This window comes from Bacillus sp. 220_BSPC, from assembly GCF_001054655.1.
GTDB lineage: Bacteria > Bacillota > Bacilli > Bacillales > DSM-1321 > Peribacillus > Peribacillus frigoritolerans.
Window position 1 is genome coordinate 55291 of record NZ_JVPL01000263.1, and the last position, 19135, is coordinate 74425.

Genomic DNA, 19135 nt, shown 5'->3' on the forward strand with positions numbered 1-19135 from the left:
ACAACTTTGAGCTATCTAAAAATCCTTTTCTTTATCATCAATAATCGCAGGGACCCTTATATTTTTGTAGCTGCCCTAAAGTGATGTATGATAGATGGTAACAACAAGAATGAACCAGAGTGAAAGGCATCCGCTATTATCTTTCTTACAGTGTAAAAATTTATATTGGAGGAATGTAAAAATGGACTTATTAAAAAATGTGTTTTCTTTAGGATTAGGTGCTGCCGCTGCTACAAAAGAGCAAATTGAAAAAACGGTGGACTCTCTTGTCAAAAAAGGCGATATCAGCAAAGAAGACTCCAAGCTCCTTATTAAGCAATGGGTCGAAAAAGGGGAGCAAGCCCAAAAGCAGCTGGATGATTCCGTCAAGGCCAAAGTCAATCAAGCCCTCAATGGCCTAAACTTGGCAACTAAAGAAGAAGTCGAGGAATTGGAGCGCCGTATCGTAATTTTGGAGAAACAGAACCAAAACTTACAACCGTGACAGGAGGTACTTGAATGTTTCGCAAGCGACTGAAACACGCACATCGTTACCAAGAAATCATTAATGCCTTCTTGAAAAATGGGTTTGGTTACTTCATCTATCGCCTGGGATTATCCGAGAGTAAAGCGGGATCGAAACTCCAACCCGATGAAAACCTGAACCTCCGCTCAATCGGAGAGCGGCTGCATACGATATTACAAAGCTTGGGACCTACATTCATTAAACTTGGTCAGATTGCAAGTACGAGGCGTGATTTCGTTCCTGACGAAATCGTCCGCGAGCTTGAAAAGCTACAGGACCAGGTCACCCCCTTTCCATTTGATAGGGTCCGTAAAATTGTCGAAGCCGAATTGGGTGATTCTTTGGAAAACATGTTCCTTGAATTTAATGAAACCCCACTGGCGACCGCTTCGATTGGACAGGTCCATACGGCTCGGCTTCCATCAATGGAAGTCGTCGCAATCAAAGTGCAGCGGCCAGATATTCTGCCGACTGTGGAAACGGATTTGGAAATTCTCGATGATTTGGCAAGGCTTATGGAAGCACGCATATCTTGGGCAAGACGCTACCAAATCAGAAAAATGATTGATGAATTCGCTAAATCACTCCGCGCAGAACTTGATTATAACTCCGAGGGTCGAAACGGGGAAAGAATAGCCAAGCAATTCATCGATGATCAAGGGTTTAAGGTACCAAGGATCCATTGGGAGTTTTCCACAAAAAGGGTCCTGACAATGGATTTCATTCAGGGAATTAAGATCAATCATTATAAACAGCTTGATGAGGAAGGTTATGATCGCCGGCAAATCGCGGAAAGATTAGCGAACTCCATGCTTCATCAAATATTGATCGATGGCTTTTACCACGGTGATCCCCACCCTGGCAATATCATCATATTGCCAGGGAATGTCGTCGCACTCATGGATTTCGGAATGGTGGGACGTCTGGAGGAAGAAACGAAATATCAGTTCGCCTCGCTTGTCATCAATCTGAAACGCGGAAGCACCAATGGATTGATCAAGACGCTTTCAGATATGGGTCTCTTGACGGATGAAATCGATATGGCCCCATTAAGGGGGGATATTGATGAACTGCGAAATAAATATTATGATATCCCATTGAGCCAAATCAGCTTAGGCGGAGCAGTCAATGACCTGTTCACGGTTGCCAATCGGCACCAAGTCCAAATCCCACCCGAATTCACGATGCTCGGCAAGGCTCTGCTTACCATGGAGGCCATCGTCGAAGGATTAGATCCCAATTTCAGCATCATGAAGGCAGCTGAACCTTTTGGGGAAAGGCTTTTTAAAGAACGCTACAACCCAAAAAACATTGCGAAGAACGCCTGGAATCAATTCATCGAGTCTGCTGAAGCCATTGCCGAACTGCCCAAGGATATCCGGGAAGTGACAGGTATCATAAAAAAAGGGAAATTGCGGCTCGATATCAACATTCCCGAACTTCAAGTTTTTTTACATAAGCTTGATCAAATCTCGAACCGGCTGTCGTTCAGTATCATCCTGCTTGCATTCAGCATAATCATGGTCGGTCTCATTATCGGCTCTGCAATAGGCGGGGAAACCTTGATCCTTTGGAAGATACCGGTTATCGAAATTGGTTTTGTCGTTGCAACCCTGATGTTCTTACTCATGCTCTACACTATTTTCAGATCCGGAAAAATGTAAAACTCACTTAAAACGGGATTCAGATTGATCTCATACCGAACGTGGAGTAGGAGGCACCTGAAACCATATCCTAACTAGCGGTAAGCCATATTTGTTTCAACATCTTCAATTGTTTTACGTATTGAACGAATTCCGAAGCTATATTGAATGAAAGTCACTTTAACTAATATAACTGGACCAATACTTGGGCCTTCTACCTCTGAATACATGCCTCCAAATCATAAATGAAAGAGAAGTCAATGGCAGGCTCCATTTTAAGAACTTGCACCAGTTGATCTAGAGTAATCATTTCAAGTTGATCTCGCTGAATAGAATCATGTTTAGAAAGCATCCTCATCACCTCAGGTTTAATACTTCTATTTTCAAACAAAAATGACTCTAGGCAAAAGTGTTCTATCTAAAAGGTGAGACACAGTTGATTGGAGCGGGTGTACGAGACTCCTGCGGGAAAAGCGCGTCCAGGGGAGACCCCGCAGGCGAAAGCCGAGGGCCGACCGCCCGCGGAAAGCTAGTGCCATACGTTCCAATCAATGTCCAAATTGTACAAGCCATAAAAATAGACAAACTCGATTTTCATCGAGTTTGTCTACATTTAAGGAACCCCTTTGGTATAGGGGGTTTTACTTGATTTGATTCATTGGTTATTTATCCGACGTTCATATGAAACGGCATACGCACTATGGCGAAAATGCAAGATCCGATCTTCCGAGCATTCGATTCCTTCAGGAATATTGGTTGGATCAAACAATAAAGTATCTTTACACACTTCCAATTTTTTGGAGATCATTAAATGCCCTATCGTGATTACCTGTTTATCTTCCGACCAAGCTGTAGTCGGATCGTCAGTCGGGTCATTTTCCCCTCCTATTTGGATGTTCAATTTAAAGCCCACCGGTCCTTCTTTAAGCCTCTTTTCCATTTCTTCTTCCAGATACTCCGGCGAATGCTCGGCCACCTCCCTTTTTTCTAACATACTAAGGCCCGCATCTGGCACCCACTCGTACTTGATTGCCTGCCGCCTTCCTTCCTTGTTAATGAAATAGAATGCGTGAATGGAGTAATATTGGCACGTTGAAAAACTGGCTGGAGAACGCATTTCTTTTAGCATTTGCAGGCTTGCCTTGCTTTCTGGGTATTTCCACAGGATTTTTGCAAGTTCTTTCAGATTGGGGAAACCCTCCTTTGCAGATTGGAAAAAGCCAGCAATATCAACAAACGCTTGCGGTGTTTTCGCAAAGAATAACGGAATGGTCACAGTAATAAGATCTGACACCTTTCCATTCGGCAAATGAAACTTGACTGCCATGCCCTTTACAGGGGAAATGGCATCAGGATGGCTTGGAATCGGTGAGCTATTTGAAAACCGAATGATCACCGGCACGGCTTCATCCTGAAGATGCGAAGCCACCGTTAGTGGGGACGCTTTTCCGTTTGGGGTAAAAACCCCCTCATAAACATATCCCCTTGCATGCACACGCCGATAACCAGGATGTGTTCCTGCTACATTTTCAATCACATTTACTGCTTCCCTGGCCAGTTCAGGTTTATAGTCGTCAGTTCCTTCCATGATACCTCACCCCACCTTGTCAGATTATTATCCATTATTACATGTACCCTTTATTCCATTAGCTTATTCTTTCTTAAATCACCGAAAGCATTGATTGCAAAAAAAACACCTGGCGCTGCAAACATATGTCATATCTTTATGGACACTTGATTTTATCCATTAATTCTAGAACCGTTCAAAATGATCAGCATATACAGATCTCTTTTTCTTCCATTATAAAAATACTCATTCCTGTTCCGGCTCCACCTGTGAAAGGATCACATGGGTAACGGTTGCCGCAAAAGGAATGGTCCGATTGATGAATTCCTCCACTTCTTCAAGGCTCTGAGTGTGGATTTTCAGCATAAAGCAAGCCTGCCCGGCAATTCGATAACAAAAGTCAACATTCGGCACCTTGGAGATATACTTTTTGAATTTCTCATATTCCCCATTTTTTATCGTAGCTTCCACGATACACTCAATTGGAAAACCTATCTTTTTATGATCAATCTCGGCAACATACCCTTTAATGATTCCGAACGACTCCATTTGCCGTACCCGTTCGGCAACGGTGGGGGCCGAGAGGTTTACTTTCTTTGCCAATTCCCTCATGGAGATTCGGCTATTCAACGTTAATTCGGCAAGGATGCTCTGGTCTTTCTCATCTATTTTCATTTTTAAATTATTCTCCTTCCTCTCTTTACATTCATTCATTATTAAACCGCATTACTTTACAAATGGAATTAAAATTCCTGGATTTTTATATTAGGATTATCTCAAAGGAGAGATGTTCATGACAAGAATAAACAAATCATCACAGGGATCCAGTCCATTTCAAAGATTATTTCATTCTGAAGAGATTTCGCATAAATGGTCGGACCTCTCAGATTGCATATCTGCAAATGGGAAACTTTCGGAGAAATTGAAGGAAAACGTCAGAAGAGTGCTGGCATACGGTAATGGCTGCTCATACTGTCAGGCAAAAGGGACTCCGCTAAAGCCGGAAGATATGAAAGAAAGCTATGCAATTGCCTTTGCGGAAGTATTTCTCTTGCAACGTGAAAAAACGGAGGAAAAGTTTTTCCAAGTATTGAAGGAAGTGTTCAGTGATGAAGAGATTTCTGAACTATTGGCATTCATTTGTTTTACAACCGCCCAGCAATATTTCGGGGCTTTGATGGATTTACAATAACACCAAAAAAGGAACAGGCCCTCCGCCTCGTTCCTTTCTGTAAAAAACCTAAATCCTACCCTTCATTAGTTTGAACGATACCCGAATCCTTTATCAGCATCAGTTGAATGCCCGCCTAGGATTTCGCACCATGATCCTCCATTTCATTGATCCTTGGAAGAATGGAGCGGGAAGGTACCGGGGATGTCAAAACCACAGATGTATTCAGATGTCCATAGGGTATTAATCGATCTATCAGTAATCTCATGCTGTCCATATCAGCTAAAGCCGCTTTCAAAAAATATCCAACTGTTCCTGTTACACGGTGGCACTCGATAATGTCTAAATCATTTTTCACTAATTGCTCAAAATCGGTAACAGGAACCTTAAGTTCACTCACCTGAATGAACACAAGTACACCCCTTCCTATTGCCAAAGGGGAAACCCTTGCGCTGAACCCCTCAATGATCCCCTTTTCTTGCAGGCGGTACATTCGTTCAGAAATGCTAGGTCGACTGAGAGCCAATTTCTTCGATAGTTCACTAATCGTAATGCGTCCATCTTTTTGTAAAAGTTCCAGTAAACTGACATCTATTTCATCCATGAAGCAACCGCCTTTCATAATGAAGGAATATAAGCATATATTTCTTTAAAATGTTGTATGGATAGTGAAAAATACATTCTTTTTTGTATGTAATTTTAACAGTTAATATTCTATCATTAAAATAATCAAATAGAAAAAGAAAATTCAGAATTTACCAAAGGGAGGAACCTGCATTGACCTTTACTAAAATCCCGGTTCGACAAAACATCGAAAGCATTCGCCCATATGTTTCCGGCAAGCCAATTGAAGAAGTGCAACGTGAACTTGGTCTTGAAACGATCGTTAAATTGGCATCCAATGAGAACCCATTCGGTTACTCACCTCTAGCAAAAGAAGCCATGCTTGCCGAAATGGAGCAAACCTCCTTTTATCCTGAAGGTATGGCGCCTGCATTAGCTGAAAAGCTGGCAAGAAAATTGAAGATCAATAAAGATCATATTATTTTAGGCAATGGATCTGATGAAGTGATACGTTTGTTGACACGAACCTATATCCAACAAAATGATGAAGTCATCATGGCTGATGTGACCTTTCCACGTTATGAAACGAATGTATTGATTGACGGCGGCACACCTGTAAAGATTCCTCTTATCAATGGTGTACATGACCTCCAGGGTATGTATGAAGCCATAACAGAAAAAACGAGAATGATATTCGTCTGTAATCCCAATAATCCGACAGGAACGATCGTTCAAAAAGAAAAGTTACGCTCTTTTATCGAGAAGGTGCCGAAACATATTTTACTGATCGTTGATGAAGCATACTATGAATATGTCGATGATGCAGAATATTTAGAAACCTTACCGCTTCTCAAAATGCATTCAAATCTGGTTATCTTACGCACTTTTTCAAAGATTTATGGACTGGCTGCTTTAAGGATTGGATACGGTTTAATGGATGCCTCCATCATACAAGAGCTAGTTAAAGTGAAGGAACCCTTCAATACCAATCGTTTAGCACAGGCTGCGGCATTCGCTTCCCTCGACGACGATCCATTTGTTGAGAATTGCGTTCGTAAGAATGAGGAAGGAAGAAGATATTTAGAAAATGAACTAAGCAAGATGGGTTTAACATTCTTCCCTTCACACGCCAACTTCTTGATGGTCGAATTGAACCAGCCTGGCAGGGACATTTTTGAGAAGTTATTAATCCAGGGTGTCATCATCCGTTCAGGTCATTTGCTAGGCTATGAAAATACTATCCGCGTGACCATCGGCACTCCGCTTGAAAACGAGAGATTCATAGCATCCTTACAACATATAATCAATAAAACATCTGGAGCATGACCAATCGAAATGAAGTTGCAGAATATCAGTGATCAGTAATGAAAGATACGACATGGACGCCTTTGCCCATGTCGTATCTTTTACGTGGATTTTATTTAGCGATATTCTTTTCTATTATAGGTGTTTCCTGTTTGTCCACATTTTTAAATTTAAAAATCGAAATCGAGATTAAGGCAGCCAACACAATCAGGCAAGCAATGATACTGATCCGATTCTGTTCACTGAACACGAACGTGACACAAATGATGCTTAAGGTGATTACGGTAAACAAGGTTACATATGGAAATCCCCATAATTTAAAACTCGGAGCTTTGGGATATGAATTCCGAAGTTTAAGCTGCGCTAAACAGATGCTGATCCATACAAGTGATACTACAAAACCCGGAAACGCCATTAATAGAGTAAATGCCTTGTCCTGAGCAACGAAAGTAATCATGGAGCCGACGACCAATACACCTGCACTTAATATCAAACTGTACATGGGAACGCCATTTTTTGATACATAAGAGAACGACTTGGGAGCTTCCCCTTCTGCAGCTAAAGAATGCAGCATTCGGGTACACCCATATATTCCAGAGTTAGCAGCTGATAAGACGGCCGTAATCAAAATGAAATTCATGATATGTGCAGATCCCTGAAAACCTGACATGGACAAAACTTGTACAAACGGACTTGCCTGGTCGCCAATTTCATTCCACGGAATCAAACCGCAGATTACAAGTATTGGTAAGGTGAAGAATAATACGACTCTCCAAATATAGTTTTTAATGACCTTAGGTAAAATGCGTTCTGCATCCTTTGCTTCCGTTACCGTCACCCCTATTAACTCGGAACCGCCATAGGAGAACATGACGATCAGTAATGCCGAAAAGATGGACATCCACCCATTTGGGAAAAATCCTCCATGCCCTGTGAAGTTTTGCAGATAATTAGATCCGCCGCTTGGGATGACTCCAAATAAAATACAGGCTCCCAATATGATGAATAAGATGATCATTGTAATTTTAATGCCGGCAAACCAAAATTCGAATTCACCATAATTTTTGACATTCATCATGTTAATTCCAATGATGAAAGCTGTACACCCTAAACTTAATATCCATAACGGGATTGCCGGGAGCCAATACTGCAAGAAGCTTCCTGCCACCACTACCTCAATGACACAAACGGACAGCCACATAAAACAATACATCCAGCCTACGATGAAGGAAAAGCGCTTACCGAATGCTTTCTGAACGAAGCCTTTCATATTCGTATTTGGATAGACAATTGCCATTTCCGCTATAGCACCCATGACTACAAGCAGTAATAATCCTGCAAAGATATAAGTGAATATGACTCCTGGCCCTGCTAACGATATGGTTTCGGCACTTCCTTTAAAAATCCCAGTACCTATTGCCCCTCCCATTGCCATCATGCTAATATGCCTTGGCAATAATTTCTTTTGCAATGACCCACCATTTGACTCCATTACATTTGCCTCCTTCATTCCATAATTTTCTCGTATAAATTAAACCCATTTAATCGTTGAATGGCGAATAGATATGTTATCTCATCAACCGTTATGGTTTAGGAGTGGAAGGATCCAAAGCCTTATTGAAAACTCTATACTTCCCCAAGGTAAAAATGATATCAATATGCCGATGGTTTTACAAGAGGGAATCATTGCAGGCCAATACGGCCCCTGTTTGGTCAAACGCCGGGACGGATTTTCGAAATGGAGTGAATTTACTGATAGCCTTGCCTTTCGGGGACAATTACCAGGTTTTTGACTCCATTAAGATAAAACATTCTAACCGGGGACTACATTGGTAATCCCCATTACTTTACCTTTTCCTATTTATTTACGATGTGAATTGCATGTCCCAAAACTGCCTCAGCCGCTTCCAGCCACCCCTCGGTCAAGGTCGGATGAGGATGCATGCTGAGGGCTATATCTTCGACCCGAGCCGCCAGCTCAAGGGCTAGGACCCCTTCACCTATAAGGTTGGAAGCATCAGCACCTACCATATGCATTCCGAGCAATATATGGCTATCGGCATCCACGATCACTTCTGCAAATCCCTCCGTTTCATTCGTTGCTAGCGCCCTTCCGTTGGCACTGAACGGAAATTTGCCAACCTTGACGCTGTATCCCTGTTGTTCAGCTTCTTCACGGCTTAAACCAACACCAGCTATTTGTGGTTCCGAAAAGATTACATAAGGAACATAAGGCGAGTCAACGGCACTTGGCAGTCCCGCTATCACTTCAGCTGCCACGATTCCCTGTTTGGACGCTCGATGGGCAAGAGCCGGACCAGGCGTAGTATCACCGATGGCAAAGATGTGCGGTACATTTGTACGGCATTCCATATCCACTGCTATATGGCCTTTCTCGCCAACCGTCACTCCAGCCCGATTCAGGCCAATTTCTTCAGTGTTAGGGATCCTGCCAATTGTAACCAGGGACCTTTCGCTCACGACGGCTTCCGTCCCCTGTTCTTCCGAGGAAACAAGAAGATGCACTTGACCATCCACTACACTCGCTTTCTCTACCCTAGAGGATGTTTTGATATTGATCCCAAGCTTCTTGGCATTCCGGGTGACTTCCTTTACCAGGTTTTCAGCAACGTGGGGGAGTATGCGATTGTCCATCTCAATGATGGTCACTTTAGTACCCAGCTTTGCAAATGCCATACCCAGCTCGATTCCGATATATCCTCCGCCAATGATCGACAAGCTTGCTGGAACTTCCTTCAGCTGCAAAGATGATGTTGAATCCAATATATATTCTCCATCGACTTTAATGAAGGATGGAATGAAAGGCCTGGACCCCGTCGCAATAATTGCCTGTTCAAACTTGTAGGTTTCAAAATCGCCATCGGTTTCAACCCCAATGCGGTCATCAGATAAAAAAGTTGCTTGGCCTTTAACCACCGTCACTCCGTTTTCCTTACACAAATGGGCAATACCTTGCCCCAACTGGGATGTGATGCCCGCTTTCCAATCCTGCCAAACTCCCAAGTCCATAGTGGTTCCTTCCTGAGGTAGCCGGATTCCCATTTTCCCTAAATCGTTAAGCCCATGATATCGATCAGCTGCGTGAATCAATGCTTTTGAAGGTATACAGCCCCGATTAAGGCAAACCCCGCCCAGCTTATCCTTTTCAATCAGCACGACCGATTTTCCTAACTGGCCGAGACGGATAGCCGCAGCATATCCTCCCGGACCTCCTCCCATGATGACAACATCCGTCTCAACAGCAACTTCCCCTACTACCATTTATCTCATCTCCACAACTAAACGAATTGGATTTTCCAGCAATTCCTTGATTTTATTGGTGAATTGCACCGCTGTTACCCCATCAATCAAACGATGATCGAAAGAAAGAGACATATTCATCATTAACCGGATAACACCTTCCAAATCGCGAACGACCATGCGATGTTCCATTTTATGCAAAGCTAATATGGCCGCTTCCGGATAGTTAATGATCGGGGTAGCGTGCATCCCTCCGATAGGTCCTACATTGCTGATGGTAAATGTACTGCCTGTGATTTGATCAATACTCAACTTTCCTTCACGGGCTTGAGCTGCCAACTGCCTGATTTCATCAGCCAGTTGGAAAATGGTTTTTTGATCGGCATGTTTGATCACTGGAACAATGAGACCCTCGTTTGTATTCGTCGCAATTCCAATATGATAATAATTTTTCAGGATGATTTCATTGGTCCTTTCATCAATTGAAGCGTTTAGTGTTTTGAACTCCTTTAAGGCGATGACAATGGCCTTAACGAAAAAAGGCAAAAAAGTCAATTTTATATCCTTATCATCTGAATACTCCTTTAATTGATTTTTAAATTCCTTCAATCGGTCCATTTCCAATTCATCTACATGGGTTACATGAGGAATGGTCGAAACTGACTTCACCATATGTTCAGCGATTTTTTTACGAATGCCTTTAAGCGGAATCCGCTCTTCCCGCTCATTTCCCATTATCGGGGCCATCTCTTGACCTGTCTTGTCATCATGCTGTTTGGCCTTTTCCCGTGAAAATGAATCATTCTCTTTAAACTGCTTCAAGTCACTTTCGGTAATTCGCCCTGCCGGACCGGAGCCTTTAACCTTCTCGATATCAATCTTCATTTCCCTGGCCATTTGACGCACGAATGGTGTTGCCAGCGCACGCACTGCCTGGTGTTTAGTCGTAATATGCTGCGCATTGACATTTACATCACCGGATTGCCCGACTTGGTTTTCTTCTTCACTAATGCCTGTATCCGGAACTGACACATCGTTCTCTTCCTGAATTGTGAATATAGTGGTTCCCACTTCCACGATATCCCCTACGGAAAAAAATATTTTCTTAACCACTCCCGCTGCCGGAGCTGTCAATTCCGCATTGACTTTATCCGTTTGTACCTCAACAATGGGTTGGTCCTGTTTTACCGCATCCCCTTCCTTGATGAGCCATTGGATAATTTCCCCTTCATGCATCCCTTCCCCTACATCAGGAAGTTTAAATTCCATCATGCGTCATCCTCCTTCTCCTTCTCCCTTAATCATTAAAATGATATCGTTTCGACAATTCCCTTTTTTACACGGTCAACAGTCGGTAAATAATGATCTTCTATTGTAAACGGCGGAACCGGTACATCAAATCCTGTTACACGCTTAATCGGCGCTTTCAGGTAAATAAGAGCTTCATCATTAATGATGGAGATAATCTCCGCACCTAGACCGGCAGTCTTGTGGGCTTCATGGACGATTAATGCACGACCTGTCTTTTTAATGGATTGCACGATCGAATCCCTATCTAAAGGGTATAAAGTTCTAAGATCGACCACTTCACACTTCCAGCCTTTTTCTGCTTCAATCTTTTTCGCGGCATTCAATGCCTCCCTTAACATGGCCCCCCAAGCAAAAATGGTCAGGTCGCTTCCCTCCTGGACCACTTTTGCTTGACCGATTGGTATTCGGTACCTTTCGTCTGGAACTTCTTCCTTAAAAGCCCGATACAATTTAGTCGGTTCCAAAAAAATCACTGGATCTGGATCTTCCAGCGCTGAAATGAGCAGCCCTTTTGCGTCATATGGATTACTGGGTGCAACCACCTTTAAACCCGGGGTATGGGCAAAGAAGGTTTCGACACTTTCAGAATGAAGTTCAGGACCCCTGATTCCGGCACCATATGGCGTACGGATTACGAGGGGCACCCCAAATTGCCCACGAGTACGATACCTCATACGGGCAGCATGGGAAACGAGCTGCTCGAACCCCGGATAAATAAAGGCGAGAAACTGGATCTCCACTATGGGCAGCATTCCGTTAAGAGCCAAACCAATGGCAGAGCCGATGATTCCGGATTCAGCTAATGGCGTATCCACAACTCGATCTTTTCCATACTTCTCATAAAGTCCTTCCGTCGCTCGAAAAACCCCGCCATTCACGCCAATATCCTCACCCAAGATCATCACGCGATCATCATGACCCAGCATTTGGTCCAGCGCTTCCGTAATAGCCTGGAGCATCGTTAAATTTTTGCCCATCATTTCTTCCCGCCTTTCCTTAAGATTTGGTTCAATTCCTGCTTCTGTTCCTTAAGAAGCCATGACTCCTCGGCATATACATGGTTAAACATTTCGAGCGGGTCGGATTTCGGATACGCTTCGGCCTTTTTAAGGTGAGCATCGATCAGTTCGTTGACTTGCTTTAACACCAATTCTTCCTGCTCTTCATTCCAATGACCCTCTTTATTCAAATACTTTCTAAGGCGTGTAATGGGATCGCGGTTTTCCCTCCAGAACGTTGAAATTTCGTCCTGATCGCGATATATGTTCGGATTGTCTGCAGTAGTATGGGCGCCATAGCGAAAGGTAATGGCTTCGATTAATGTAGGCCCTTCCCCTTTAAGCGCTCTTTCGACAGCCTCCTTTACAGTCATCCATACGGCAAAAATATCATTTCCATCCACCCGCACCCCATGGATGTCATAAGCAGCAGCACGCTGGGATATTGTTTTTGATGCCGATTGCTTTTCAAAAGGGACACTGATTGCGTAGCCATTATTTTGGCAGAAAAAGATTGTCGGGGTTTTATAAACGCCGGCAAAATTCAGTGCTTCATGAAAGTCCCCTTCAGAAGTCGCTCCATCTCCAAAATAGGCAATGCTAACATTCTTTTCGCCTTTAAGCTTACTTGCCCAAGCCGTTCCAACTGCATGAACCATTTGAGTCGCAATTGGAACACTTGGAGGCAATATCCTTTTTCCTTCTGGACAAATCGAACCATCAAAATGCGCCATCCAGTATAGGAAAACACGGTATAATTCCTGTCCATGAATGATTGCCGCTCCATGATCACGGTATGTGGGAAACATCCAGTCCCCTGCCGACAATGCCAAAGCGCTTCCTGCTTGGGACGCTTCCTGCCCTTCGAAAGGTGCATAAGTCCCGATCCTGCCTTGGCGCTGGAGAATAATTGATTTTCGGTCAAATGTTCTGAGCAGGAGCATGCTCTCATACATCTTTAACATAAGTGATTTATCGATTTTTCCATCAATCGCTTCAATGATTTCCCCATCAGAAGTCAATACACGAAACATTTCCGGCTCAACTCCACTTGAATGCGCTTTCATTATTGGGTTTCCCGTCTTTTCCATTTCATTTCTCCCCTTAAGATAGATTTGTTTCGCAAACTTACCTAGGTTTTGAACAGTCATGAAATAACAGCCCAAAATGTTTTTATTGGTCTTTCTGTCTGTGATTAAATGCTGTTTCATAAACTACATTTCCTTATATAAAAGGATAATACATCCATGTTTTTAATAATATGTTAAATAGAATGAATTTTTTACATATTACCTTTATTTAGAAGATGTTTTCTGATACTTCACCTTCATTTTGAAAATGAGAGCCTTTAATGGGAAATTTCATAATGATTACCTTCAAAATGTGATATGCTCCCGACAGATTTAGAACCTTCCTTCCAAAAGTATCCAGCACAAAAAAGGCCCATTATATAATATATGGGTCTTAGGCTGTATAAAAACTCCAAGAAATCAGTTGCCTACGTTTTTTTCAACAGACAGTTAATTTCAGTAATCCGCATCCCTTTCCGCCAACTGCCTGCCAAGCGTCTGTGGGGTCTCGGCTAGCCAGTTATTCGGCACGAGTGTCGCATATTTCTTCCATCCATTAAGGAGTACAAGAAAAAACATGAAGGATAAACTAGTCGATTAAACATGGTTCGGAATAAGACGAGCCAGCATTTTTTTTAAATTACACAAAGTTGATTGGAACGGAAGGCGCGAGACTCCTGCGGGAAAAGCGTGGCATGGGAGAACCCCGCAGGCGCGCCGAGGAGGCTCCCGCCCGCCCGCGGAAGTCGAGTGTATGAAGTTGAAATCATTACACATACCCTTTTTCAGGGATCCGAAATTAGATCAATGTTACCCTTTTTGCATTTCAGGATGGGGTAGGACCCGCAACGGGAATTGCACCCAAAGGTAGAAAAGGTCTATTTTTCAAATGTTCCTTTAACGACAGCATGGCCATCTTTGACCATCATCTGCCCCATCGCGATAACACTATTTATTTCTAAAGTTCGTTGATTCATCATGATGATATCCGCGTCCTTACCTACCGAAAGCTTTCCCTTTGCAGAAAGCTTTAAAATGTTTGCCGGGTTTTCCGTCACAACTCGTAGGGCATCGGCAATTGTCACTCCATCCTCGAGGACCGCATCGACAACACATTCATATAAGGACATGCATGTACCAATGTTCAAACCGCGCAGGTTGCCGCTTCCATCGAAGTCAGGCAGGCTGGCTTGCCCATCTGAAGTTATGGTGATCTGTCCGATTTCAACGCCTTCTTCTAGAGCCATTTTAATTGCTGTACTTGCTTTGACCTCCCCTTCTTCGAGGAATTTCTGGATTGTACTTGTCGTAAAATCTATATACCCCCCTTTTTTTGCATATTCCACCCCTGCATTGAATAAATGCGGATTTCGGTTTATATGTGTAGGATAGAACTGAGTGATCGGAATTTCCGTTGTTTCGACAACTTCTTCAATTACATGCAAATGATCTAGACTGTCGCCGACATGTATGTTGACGATACCGCTTTTCCCTGATAACAGACCTCCATTACGTGCCTGCGAGGCCAGCTTAGCGAGTTCGGCTGCAGTCGGCTGCGAAGAACGGTGATCGGCAATGGCTATTTCGCCAACACCGATAATTTTATCCACAAGAATCAAATCATCCTCGATCTTACCGGTTAACGTCTTGACTGGAACTTGATACGAACCAGTCTGAACGAAGCAGCTAATTCCTTCTTCTTCAAGCGCTTTCGCTTTAGCGAGAAGTGCAGGCATCGTCCTTGTCGTTCCATCTGTGCCGATGACCCCTACCAATGTCGTTATACCCGCTAAAGTGGCATCTGTTAATTGGATTTCAGGTGTCCTCGTTTTAAAGCCCCCTTCCCCGCCTCCGCCGATAATATGTACGTGAGCATCTATAAAACCCGGAGCCACAATTTGACCACTCGCATCAATCACTTTCATTTCAACGAAATTGGCAGGTACATCAATCTTGTCCTCAATGAAGCCAATTTGCTTTCCAACCAAGAGGATATCTTTTTGGCCCATATATTCCGGACCATAAAGCTCCCCATTTTTAATAAGTGTGAGCATTGTTCGTTCCCCCTCAAAAAATTGAAATTTTCAAATAGGTTTCAAAATCTTTCACTCGGGTAAATATACAACATGACCCGCTAACAATTACATAAAAAAGTCCAAAACATACTTGTTCATTTTTAAACGTTGTAGCTGAATTGACATCTTGATTATGCTTTTCCAAAAGTATAAAAACAAAAGGAGTAAACGACATGAATAAAGTGATTTCTTCTGACATTCAAACAAATAAAAGATTATCCATGCGACAAATCATGAACCTATATCAAGTTACAAAAGAATTTAAAGGGAATATATATTTTATCTGCAACCATAAATTGGTCGATGCCAAGAAACTTTCGACTTTCGTATCCTTTGTGCTCATTCTTCAAGAGTGTGCAACGATGAAAGTCATCCTTGAAGGCGAGAATGTACACGCCATGCTTGAAAAAGTACAGGCTATTTGTAAAGAAAATGATGAAAGTGCATTTCGTTTTCAATCGAACCAAACCGTAAATATTTAAATGATTCCAACTACGTTTGAAGAGGGTGTATTTATATGAGAACCATTTTAATGGTAATAGGCGCAATCGTCGTAATCGGCATAATAGCAAATCTCATTTTTTAAGAATGATGAAAGACTGTCAATGATTGACAGTCTTTTTTTTGTTGATTTGATTCAGAAAGGCTTGGATCATGCTCCCGGACCTGGGAATCACCACGGAACCTCCCAGTCCCTCCATTTATTCAAGCCTTCCCGTATTTCATTTCCTTTGTCAATCCAATATTGTCTCCTCTTCTCCTCTTCTTCCTTCTCCTGTTGCTCAGCTATAAGTGCCTGTTGTTCTGCTATAAGCGGACCGATATCTTGAGCTTTAAAAGATTGAGCAGCTTGATTCTGTAAGGCTAGCGACATTATTTTTTGAAAGATGAGTGCACTTCCCTGACTGCTGTGTGTCGTTAGATAATGTTTTGCGTCCGTCTTATCATATCCCGCCCAAACAGCACCGACCAGCGAAGGTGAATAACCGATGAACCATTGATCTTTAACCCCTGATACTCCTTCGATGGGAACTTGTGTAGATCCTGTTTTACCTGCTATTTCATAACCGGAAACAGCCGCGTTTTTCGCTGTGCCATATTCCACTGTTCCAAGCAGCATGGCATTCATTTTGTCGACGGCGCCTACAGAGGTCACTTTGGTGCTTTTCTCTTTCCAGGCGGCAACCTCTTTTCCATCGGCATTTTCTATCCTTACAATGGCGTGGGTTTCCATCCGTTCCCCTTCGTTGGCGAAAGCAGAAAAGGCTCCTGCCATCTGCAGCGGGGACACACCTTTTTTCATCCCTCCTAAAGCAATAGACAGGTTTCGATCATCCTTGTCATAGGGAATCCCAAACCGCTTAAGTGAATCAAGCCCCCTATCGATGCCAATCTCATTCAATAGCCAAACCGTCGGTACATTCAAGGAATTCATCACCGCTTCATACATGGGGACTTCTCCTTTATATTCACCACTCAGGTTTGTTGGCTCATATTCACCGAAGCTCATTTTTTCATCCTTTAAAGGGTCAGTGATATCATATCCCTCTTCAACAGCCGGCGTGTAAACGACAAGCGGCTTAATGGATGAACCAGGAGACCTTGTCAGTTGGGTTGCCCGGTTATATCCCATGAATTGATGTTCACCTCTCCCGCCGACAAGTGCTTTTATGCCGCCCGTTTCAGGATCAAGAAGGACAGACCCGCTTTGAACCAGTTCCTCTGTACTCGTTCCAACCGGAAAATTGGCTGAATTCTCATACACGCTTTCTGTAGCCTGCTGCATGGACTGGTCCAGAGTCGTGTAAATTTTATACCCCTTTGAAAGCAGCTCCTCAAGCTTAATTCCATATTTACTCGATGCTTCCGATAAAACATGATCGACATAATAAGGATACTTACCTCTTAATGGATCGGTTTCCTTCTCCCCCATAAGAAGTGTCACCGAATCTTTTTTTGCGGCCGCTTCTTCATCTTTCGTCAAATAACCATGTTCCGCCATTCGCGAAAGAACCAAATCACGCCGCTTCACTGCACCGTCCAAATTCTTGTATGGATCAAGTTTGGATGGTAAGTTAATGACTCCCGCAAGCAAAGCTCCCTCGGCAACGGTCAATTCAGAGACCTCTTTGGAAAAATAAATATTTGCAGCCTTTTTGATTCCCCATGCCCCATGGCCAAAATAAACTTGATTCAAATACATTTCCAGGATTTCATCTTTTGTATATTGATTTTCAACTTCCTGGGCTAGAAAAAACTCTTCTATCTTTCTCTTCAGTGTTCGATCTGATTCCAGCATCGTGATTTTCACAAGCTGCTGGGTGAGCGTGCTCCCGCCTTCAACAACACTTCCAGCCTTCGCATTTTTAACCAAAGCCCGCATGATCCCTTGATAATCTATGCCGTGATGTTCATAAAAACGGTGATCCTCAATGGAAACCACCGCTTGTTTCATATGTTCCGGTATTTCATCTATCGCAACGCCCTCGGATTTATTTGCCGTGATCGTACTGGCTAGATTCCCATCCAGATCATAGATCCCTGTCGGTTGCTGAAGACTATTTTCAAGATGACTTATATCAGCACCCTGCTTGAAATACAATAGTGAACCGGCGCCTAAAACCGCAATCGCCAATATTATAATTAGACCTAATTTCACTAACCCTCTCATTTGTACCCCCATTTTTCCATCTGCGACATGTTTCATTAAAAATATTTTACCCTTTTTGTTAAAGAAAACTCGTCGATTGAATAAAAGGCGCTCTTTTCTTGTAGCACTTTACACGTGAATCGGCATCCTTACAGATGATATCCCTTCATCGTCTGAGCATGCCAATTAACTGAAGGACCATTTTCATCCTACCATTTTAACTATGCTCGTATCTATCCTTTACCCGTAAAAGGCAATCTATATACCGATTAAAGGCGTGAAGCCATTTAAAAGCGGGTATAACGCTATTAAGGTCTTATAAAGGGGAGAGATGATAGTAATGAAAGACTTAAAACATATTGTCGTCGCTTTTGATGGAAATGAAGAAAGTAAACGGGCCGTCGAATATGGAGCAACATTGAAAAAGGCCTTTCCAAAAGCTGAGTTGACCGTAGTTCATGTCCTAAATGATAAGGTTGAACAGCGTATCATCGGTAACGCCTCCGCGCCGGGGTTCGTGCCCTCTGCCGGATTTTATGTGGATCCAGTCCAGACACATCCTGTTGTTGAAGTTGACCAGCAAAGAAATCAAAAGGTAAATGACACCCCTTCCGCCCTCGAGAATAGTATTCAGAACGCAGAAAGTAATACGTTGAGATTATTAAGTGAATGTCAAGTGACGGGGAAATTCGAACTATTGGAAGGATATGCGCCAGATAGCGTATGTGACTTTGCAGCGAGAACTTCAGCTGATCTTATCGTTGTCGGCAATAGCGATAAAAGCGGTTTGGAAAAATTCTTCCTTGGCAGTACAAGTAGTTCCATTGCGAAAAACGCACCATGTTCGGTATTCATTGCAAAATGAAGAATGAGCGGGTTTTTCCCTATTGGTTCGAGTAATACATTCTCCGAAAAAGGCCGGATTCATATAGAATCCGGCCTCAGTTTGTAGACAAAAGGGGTTTCATGCTCATTTTTATCTCGGTGTACAGAAAGCAAAGACTGTCAAAAAGTG

At 42.9% G+C, this 19135-nt stretch carries 16 protein-coding genes and 1 pseudogene; 6 read left to right on the forward strand and 11 right to left on the reverse strand.

From position 1 onward, the window contains the following. The first annotated feature begins 181 nt into the window (after positions 1-181). Together ADA55_RS21175 and ADA55_RS21180 are read left to right on the forward strand one after the other, a co-directional pair. Entirely contained in the window at positions 182-484 is a 303-nt protein-coding gene (locus tag ADA55_RS21175; protein ID WP_048687436.1) for a phasin family protein, read from the forward strand. Positions 485-498: 14 nt separating this feature from the next. Then, complete coding sequence (locus ADA55_RS21180; protein WP_048687437.1) at positions 499-2169, forward strand: ABC1 kinase family protein; 1671 nt, start codon at positions 499-501, stop codon at positions 2167-2169. Between the two features lie 77 nt (positions 2170-2246). Here ADA55_RS21180 and ADA55_RS30760 read toward each other — a convergent pair. The 3 genes and pseudogenes from ADA55_RS30760 to ADA55_RS21195 form a co-directional block, all read right to left on the reverse strand. Next, a pseudogene (locus ADA55_RS30760) lies at positions 2247-2500 on the reverse strand (transposase); the annotation flags it as partial. Between the two features lie 303 nt (positions 2501-2803). Beyond that, positions 2804-3736 carry a catalase family peroxidase gene (locus ADA55_RS21190; protein ID WP_048687441.1) on the reverse strand — a complete coding sequence of 311 codons (933 nt, stop codon included), beginning with the start codon at positions 3734-3736 and terminating at the stop codon, positions 2804-2806. Positions 3737-3961: 225 nt separating this feature from the next. Further along, complete coding sequence (locus tag ADA55_RS21195) at positions 3962-4390, reverse strand: Lrp/AsnC family transcriptional regulator (RefSeq protein WP_048687443.1); 429 nt, start codon at positions 4388-4390, stop codon at positions 3962-3964. Positions 4391-4508: 118 nt separating this feature from the next. Between ADA55_RS21195 and ADA55_RS21200 the strand changes: the two genes are divergently transcribed. Continuing rightward, a complete protein-coding gene (locus tag ADA55_RS21200; RefSeq protein WP_048687444.1) occupies positions 4509-4907 on the forward strand; it encodes a hypothetical protein in 399 nt (132 codons plus the stop codon). A gap of 115 nt (positions 4908-5022) precedes the next feature. Here the strand turns inward: ADA55_RS21200 and ADA55_RS21205 are convergent, their stop codons facing one another. Continuing rightward, positions 5023-5490 carry an Lrp/AsnC family transcriptional regulator gene (locus ADA55_RS21205; RefSeq protein WP_048687446.1) on the reverse strand — a complete coding sequence of 156 codons (468 nt, stop codon included), beginning with the start codon at positions 5488-5490 and terminating at the stop codon, positions 5023-5025. Positions 5491-5663: 173 nt separating this feature from the next. On the opposite strand from ADA55_RS21205, the gene hisC reads away from it, so the two are divergent. Further along, a complete protein-coding gene (hisC, locus tag ADA55_RS21210) occupies positions 5664-6776 on the forward strand; it encodes a histidinol-phosphate transaminase (protein ID WP_105718838.1) in 1113 nt (370 codons plus the stop codon). 91 nt (positions 6777-6867) lie between these two features. Here the strand turns inward: hisC and ADA55_RS21215 are convergent, their stop codons facing one another. The 6 genes from ADA55_RS21215 to iadA all read right to left on the reverse strand — a co-directional run bounded on the left by ADA55_RS21215 (position 6868) and on the right by iadA (position 15449). Continuing rightward, a complete protein-coding gene (locus ADA55_RS21215; RefSeq protein WP_048687449.1) occupies positions 6868-8247 on the reverse strand; it encodes an amino acid permease in 1380 nt (459 codons plus the stop codon). Positions 8248-8612: 365 nt separating this feature from the next. Further along, complete coding sequence (lpdA, locus tag ADA55_RS21225; RefSeq protein WP_048687452.1) at positions 8613-10037, reverse strand: dihydrolipoyl dehydrogenase; 1425 nt, start codon at positions 10035-10037, stop codon at positions 8613-8615. After that, complete coding sequence (locus tag ADA55_RS21230) at positions 10038-11288, reverse strand: dihydrolipoamide acetyltransferase family protein (RefSeq protein WP_048687453.1); 1251 nt, start codon at positions 11286-11288, stop codon at positions 10038-10040. Between the two features lie 32 nt (positions 11289-11320). Continuing rightward, positions 11321-12304, reverse strand: coding sequence for an alpha-ketoacid dehydrogenase subunit beta (locus ADA55_RS21235; RefSeq protein WP_048687467.1), 984 nt, complete (start codon positions 12302-12304; stop codon positions 11321-11323). Next, positions 12304-13416 carry a pyruvate dehydrogenase (acetyl-transferring) E1 component subunit alpha gene (gene pdhA, locus ADA55_RS21240; RefSeq protein WP_226990522.1) on the reverse strand — a complete coding sequence of 371 codons (1113 nt, stop codon included), beginning with the start codon at positions 13414-13416 and terminating at the stop codon, positions 12304-12306. Before pdhA ends, ADA55_RS21235 begins: the two co-directional genes overlap by 1 nt. A gap of 857 nt (positions 13417-14273) precedes the next feature. Further along, positions 14274-15449, reverse strand: coding sequence for a beta-aspartyl-peptidase (iadA, locus tag ADA55_RS21245; protein WP_048687455.1), 1176 nt, complete (start codon positions 15447-15449; stop codon positions 14274-14276). A gap of 194 nt (positions 15450-15643) precedes the next feature. Between iadA and ADA55_RS21250 the strand changes: the two genes are divergently transcribed. Beyond that, positions 15644-15952 (forward strand): hypothetical protein, encoded by a 309-nt coding sequence (locus tag ADA55_RS21250; protein WP_034314818.1) that lies wholly within the window; start codon positions 15644-15646, stop codon positions 15950-15952. A 191-nt stretch (positions 15953-16143) separates the two neighbouring features. Here the strand turns inward: ADA55_RS21250 and ADA55_RS21255 are convergent, their stop codons facing one another. Further along, positions 16144-18141, reverse strand: coding sequence for a transglycosylase domain-containing protein (locus tag ADA55_RS21255; RefSeq protein WP_161798633.1), 1998 nt, complete (start codon positions 18139-18141; stop codon positions 16144-16146). Between the two features lie 319 nt (positions 18142-18460). On the opposite strand from ADA55_RS21255, the gene ADA55_RS21260 reads away from it, so the two are divergent. Beyond that, positions 18461-18985 carry a universal stress protein gene (locus tag ADA55_RS21260; protein WP_048687457.1) on the forward strand — a complete coding sequence of 175 codons (525 nt, stop codon included), beginning with the start codon at positions 18461-18463 and terminating at the stop codon, positions 18983-18985. Positions 18986-19135 lie beyond the last annotated feature (150 nt).

Bases quoted from the DNA above. Each gene is read 5' to 3' on its own strand.
- ADA55_RS21205 (WP_048687446.1), bottom strand. From the start codon at position 5,490: ATGGATGAAATAGATGTCAGTTTACTGGAACTTTTACAAAAAGATGGA.
- ADA55_RS21190 (WP_048687441.1), bottom strand. From the start codon at position 3,736: ATGGAAGGAACTGACGACTATAAACCTGAACTGGCCAGGGAAGCAGTA.
- iadA (WP_048687455.1), bottom strand. From the start codon at position 15,449: ATGCTCACACTTATTAAAAATGGGGAGCTTTATGGTCCGGAATATATG.
- ADA55_RS21175 (WP_048687436.1), top strand. From the start codon at position 182: ATGGACTTATTAAAAAATGTGTTTTCTTTAGGATTAGGTGCTGCCGCT.
- ADA55_RS21255 (WP_161798633.1), bottom strand. From the start codon at position 18,141: ATGAGAGGGTTAGTGAAATTAGGTCTAATTATAATATTGGCGATTGCG.
- lpdA (WP_048687452.1), bottom strand. From the start codon at position 10,037: ATGGTAGTAGGGGAAGTTGCTGTTGAGACGGATGTTGTCATCATGGGA.
- ADA55_RS21250 (WP_034314818.1), top strand. From the start codon at position 15,644: ATGAATAAAGTGATTTCTTCTGACATTCAAACAAATAAAAGATTATCC.
- ADA55_RS21215 (WP_048687449.1), bottom strand. From the start codon at position 8,247: ATGGAGTCAAATGGTGGGTCATTGCAAAAGAAATTATTGCCAAGGCAT.
- ADA55_RS21200 (WP_048687444.1), top strand. From the start codon at position 4,509: ATGACAAGAATAAACAAATCATCACAGGGATCCAGTCCATTTCAAAGA.
- ADA55_RS21235 (WP_048687467.1), bottom strand. From the start codon at position 12,304: ATGGGCAAAAATTTAACGATGCTCCAGGCTATTACGGAAGCGCTGGAC.
- ADA55_RS21230 (WP_048687453.1), bottom strand. From the start codon at position 11,288: ATGATGGAATTTAAACTTCCTGATGTAGGGGAAGGGATGCATGAAGGG.
- pdhA (WP_226990522.1), bottom strand. From the start codon at position 13,416: ATGGAAAAGACGGGAAACCCAATAATGAAAGCGCATTCAAGTGGAGTT.
- ADA55_RS21180 (WP_048687437.1), top strand. From the start codon at position 499: ATGTTTCGCAAGCGACTGAAACACGCACATCGTTACCAAGAAATCATT.
- ADA55_RS21195 (WP_048687443.1), bottom strand. From the start codon at position 4,390: ATGAAAATAGATGAGAAAGACCAGAGCATCCTTGCCGAATTAACGTTG.
- ADA55_RS21260 (WP_048687457.1), top strand. From the start codon at position 18,461: ATGAAAGACTTAAAACATATTGTCGTCGCTTTTGATGGAAATGAAGAA.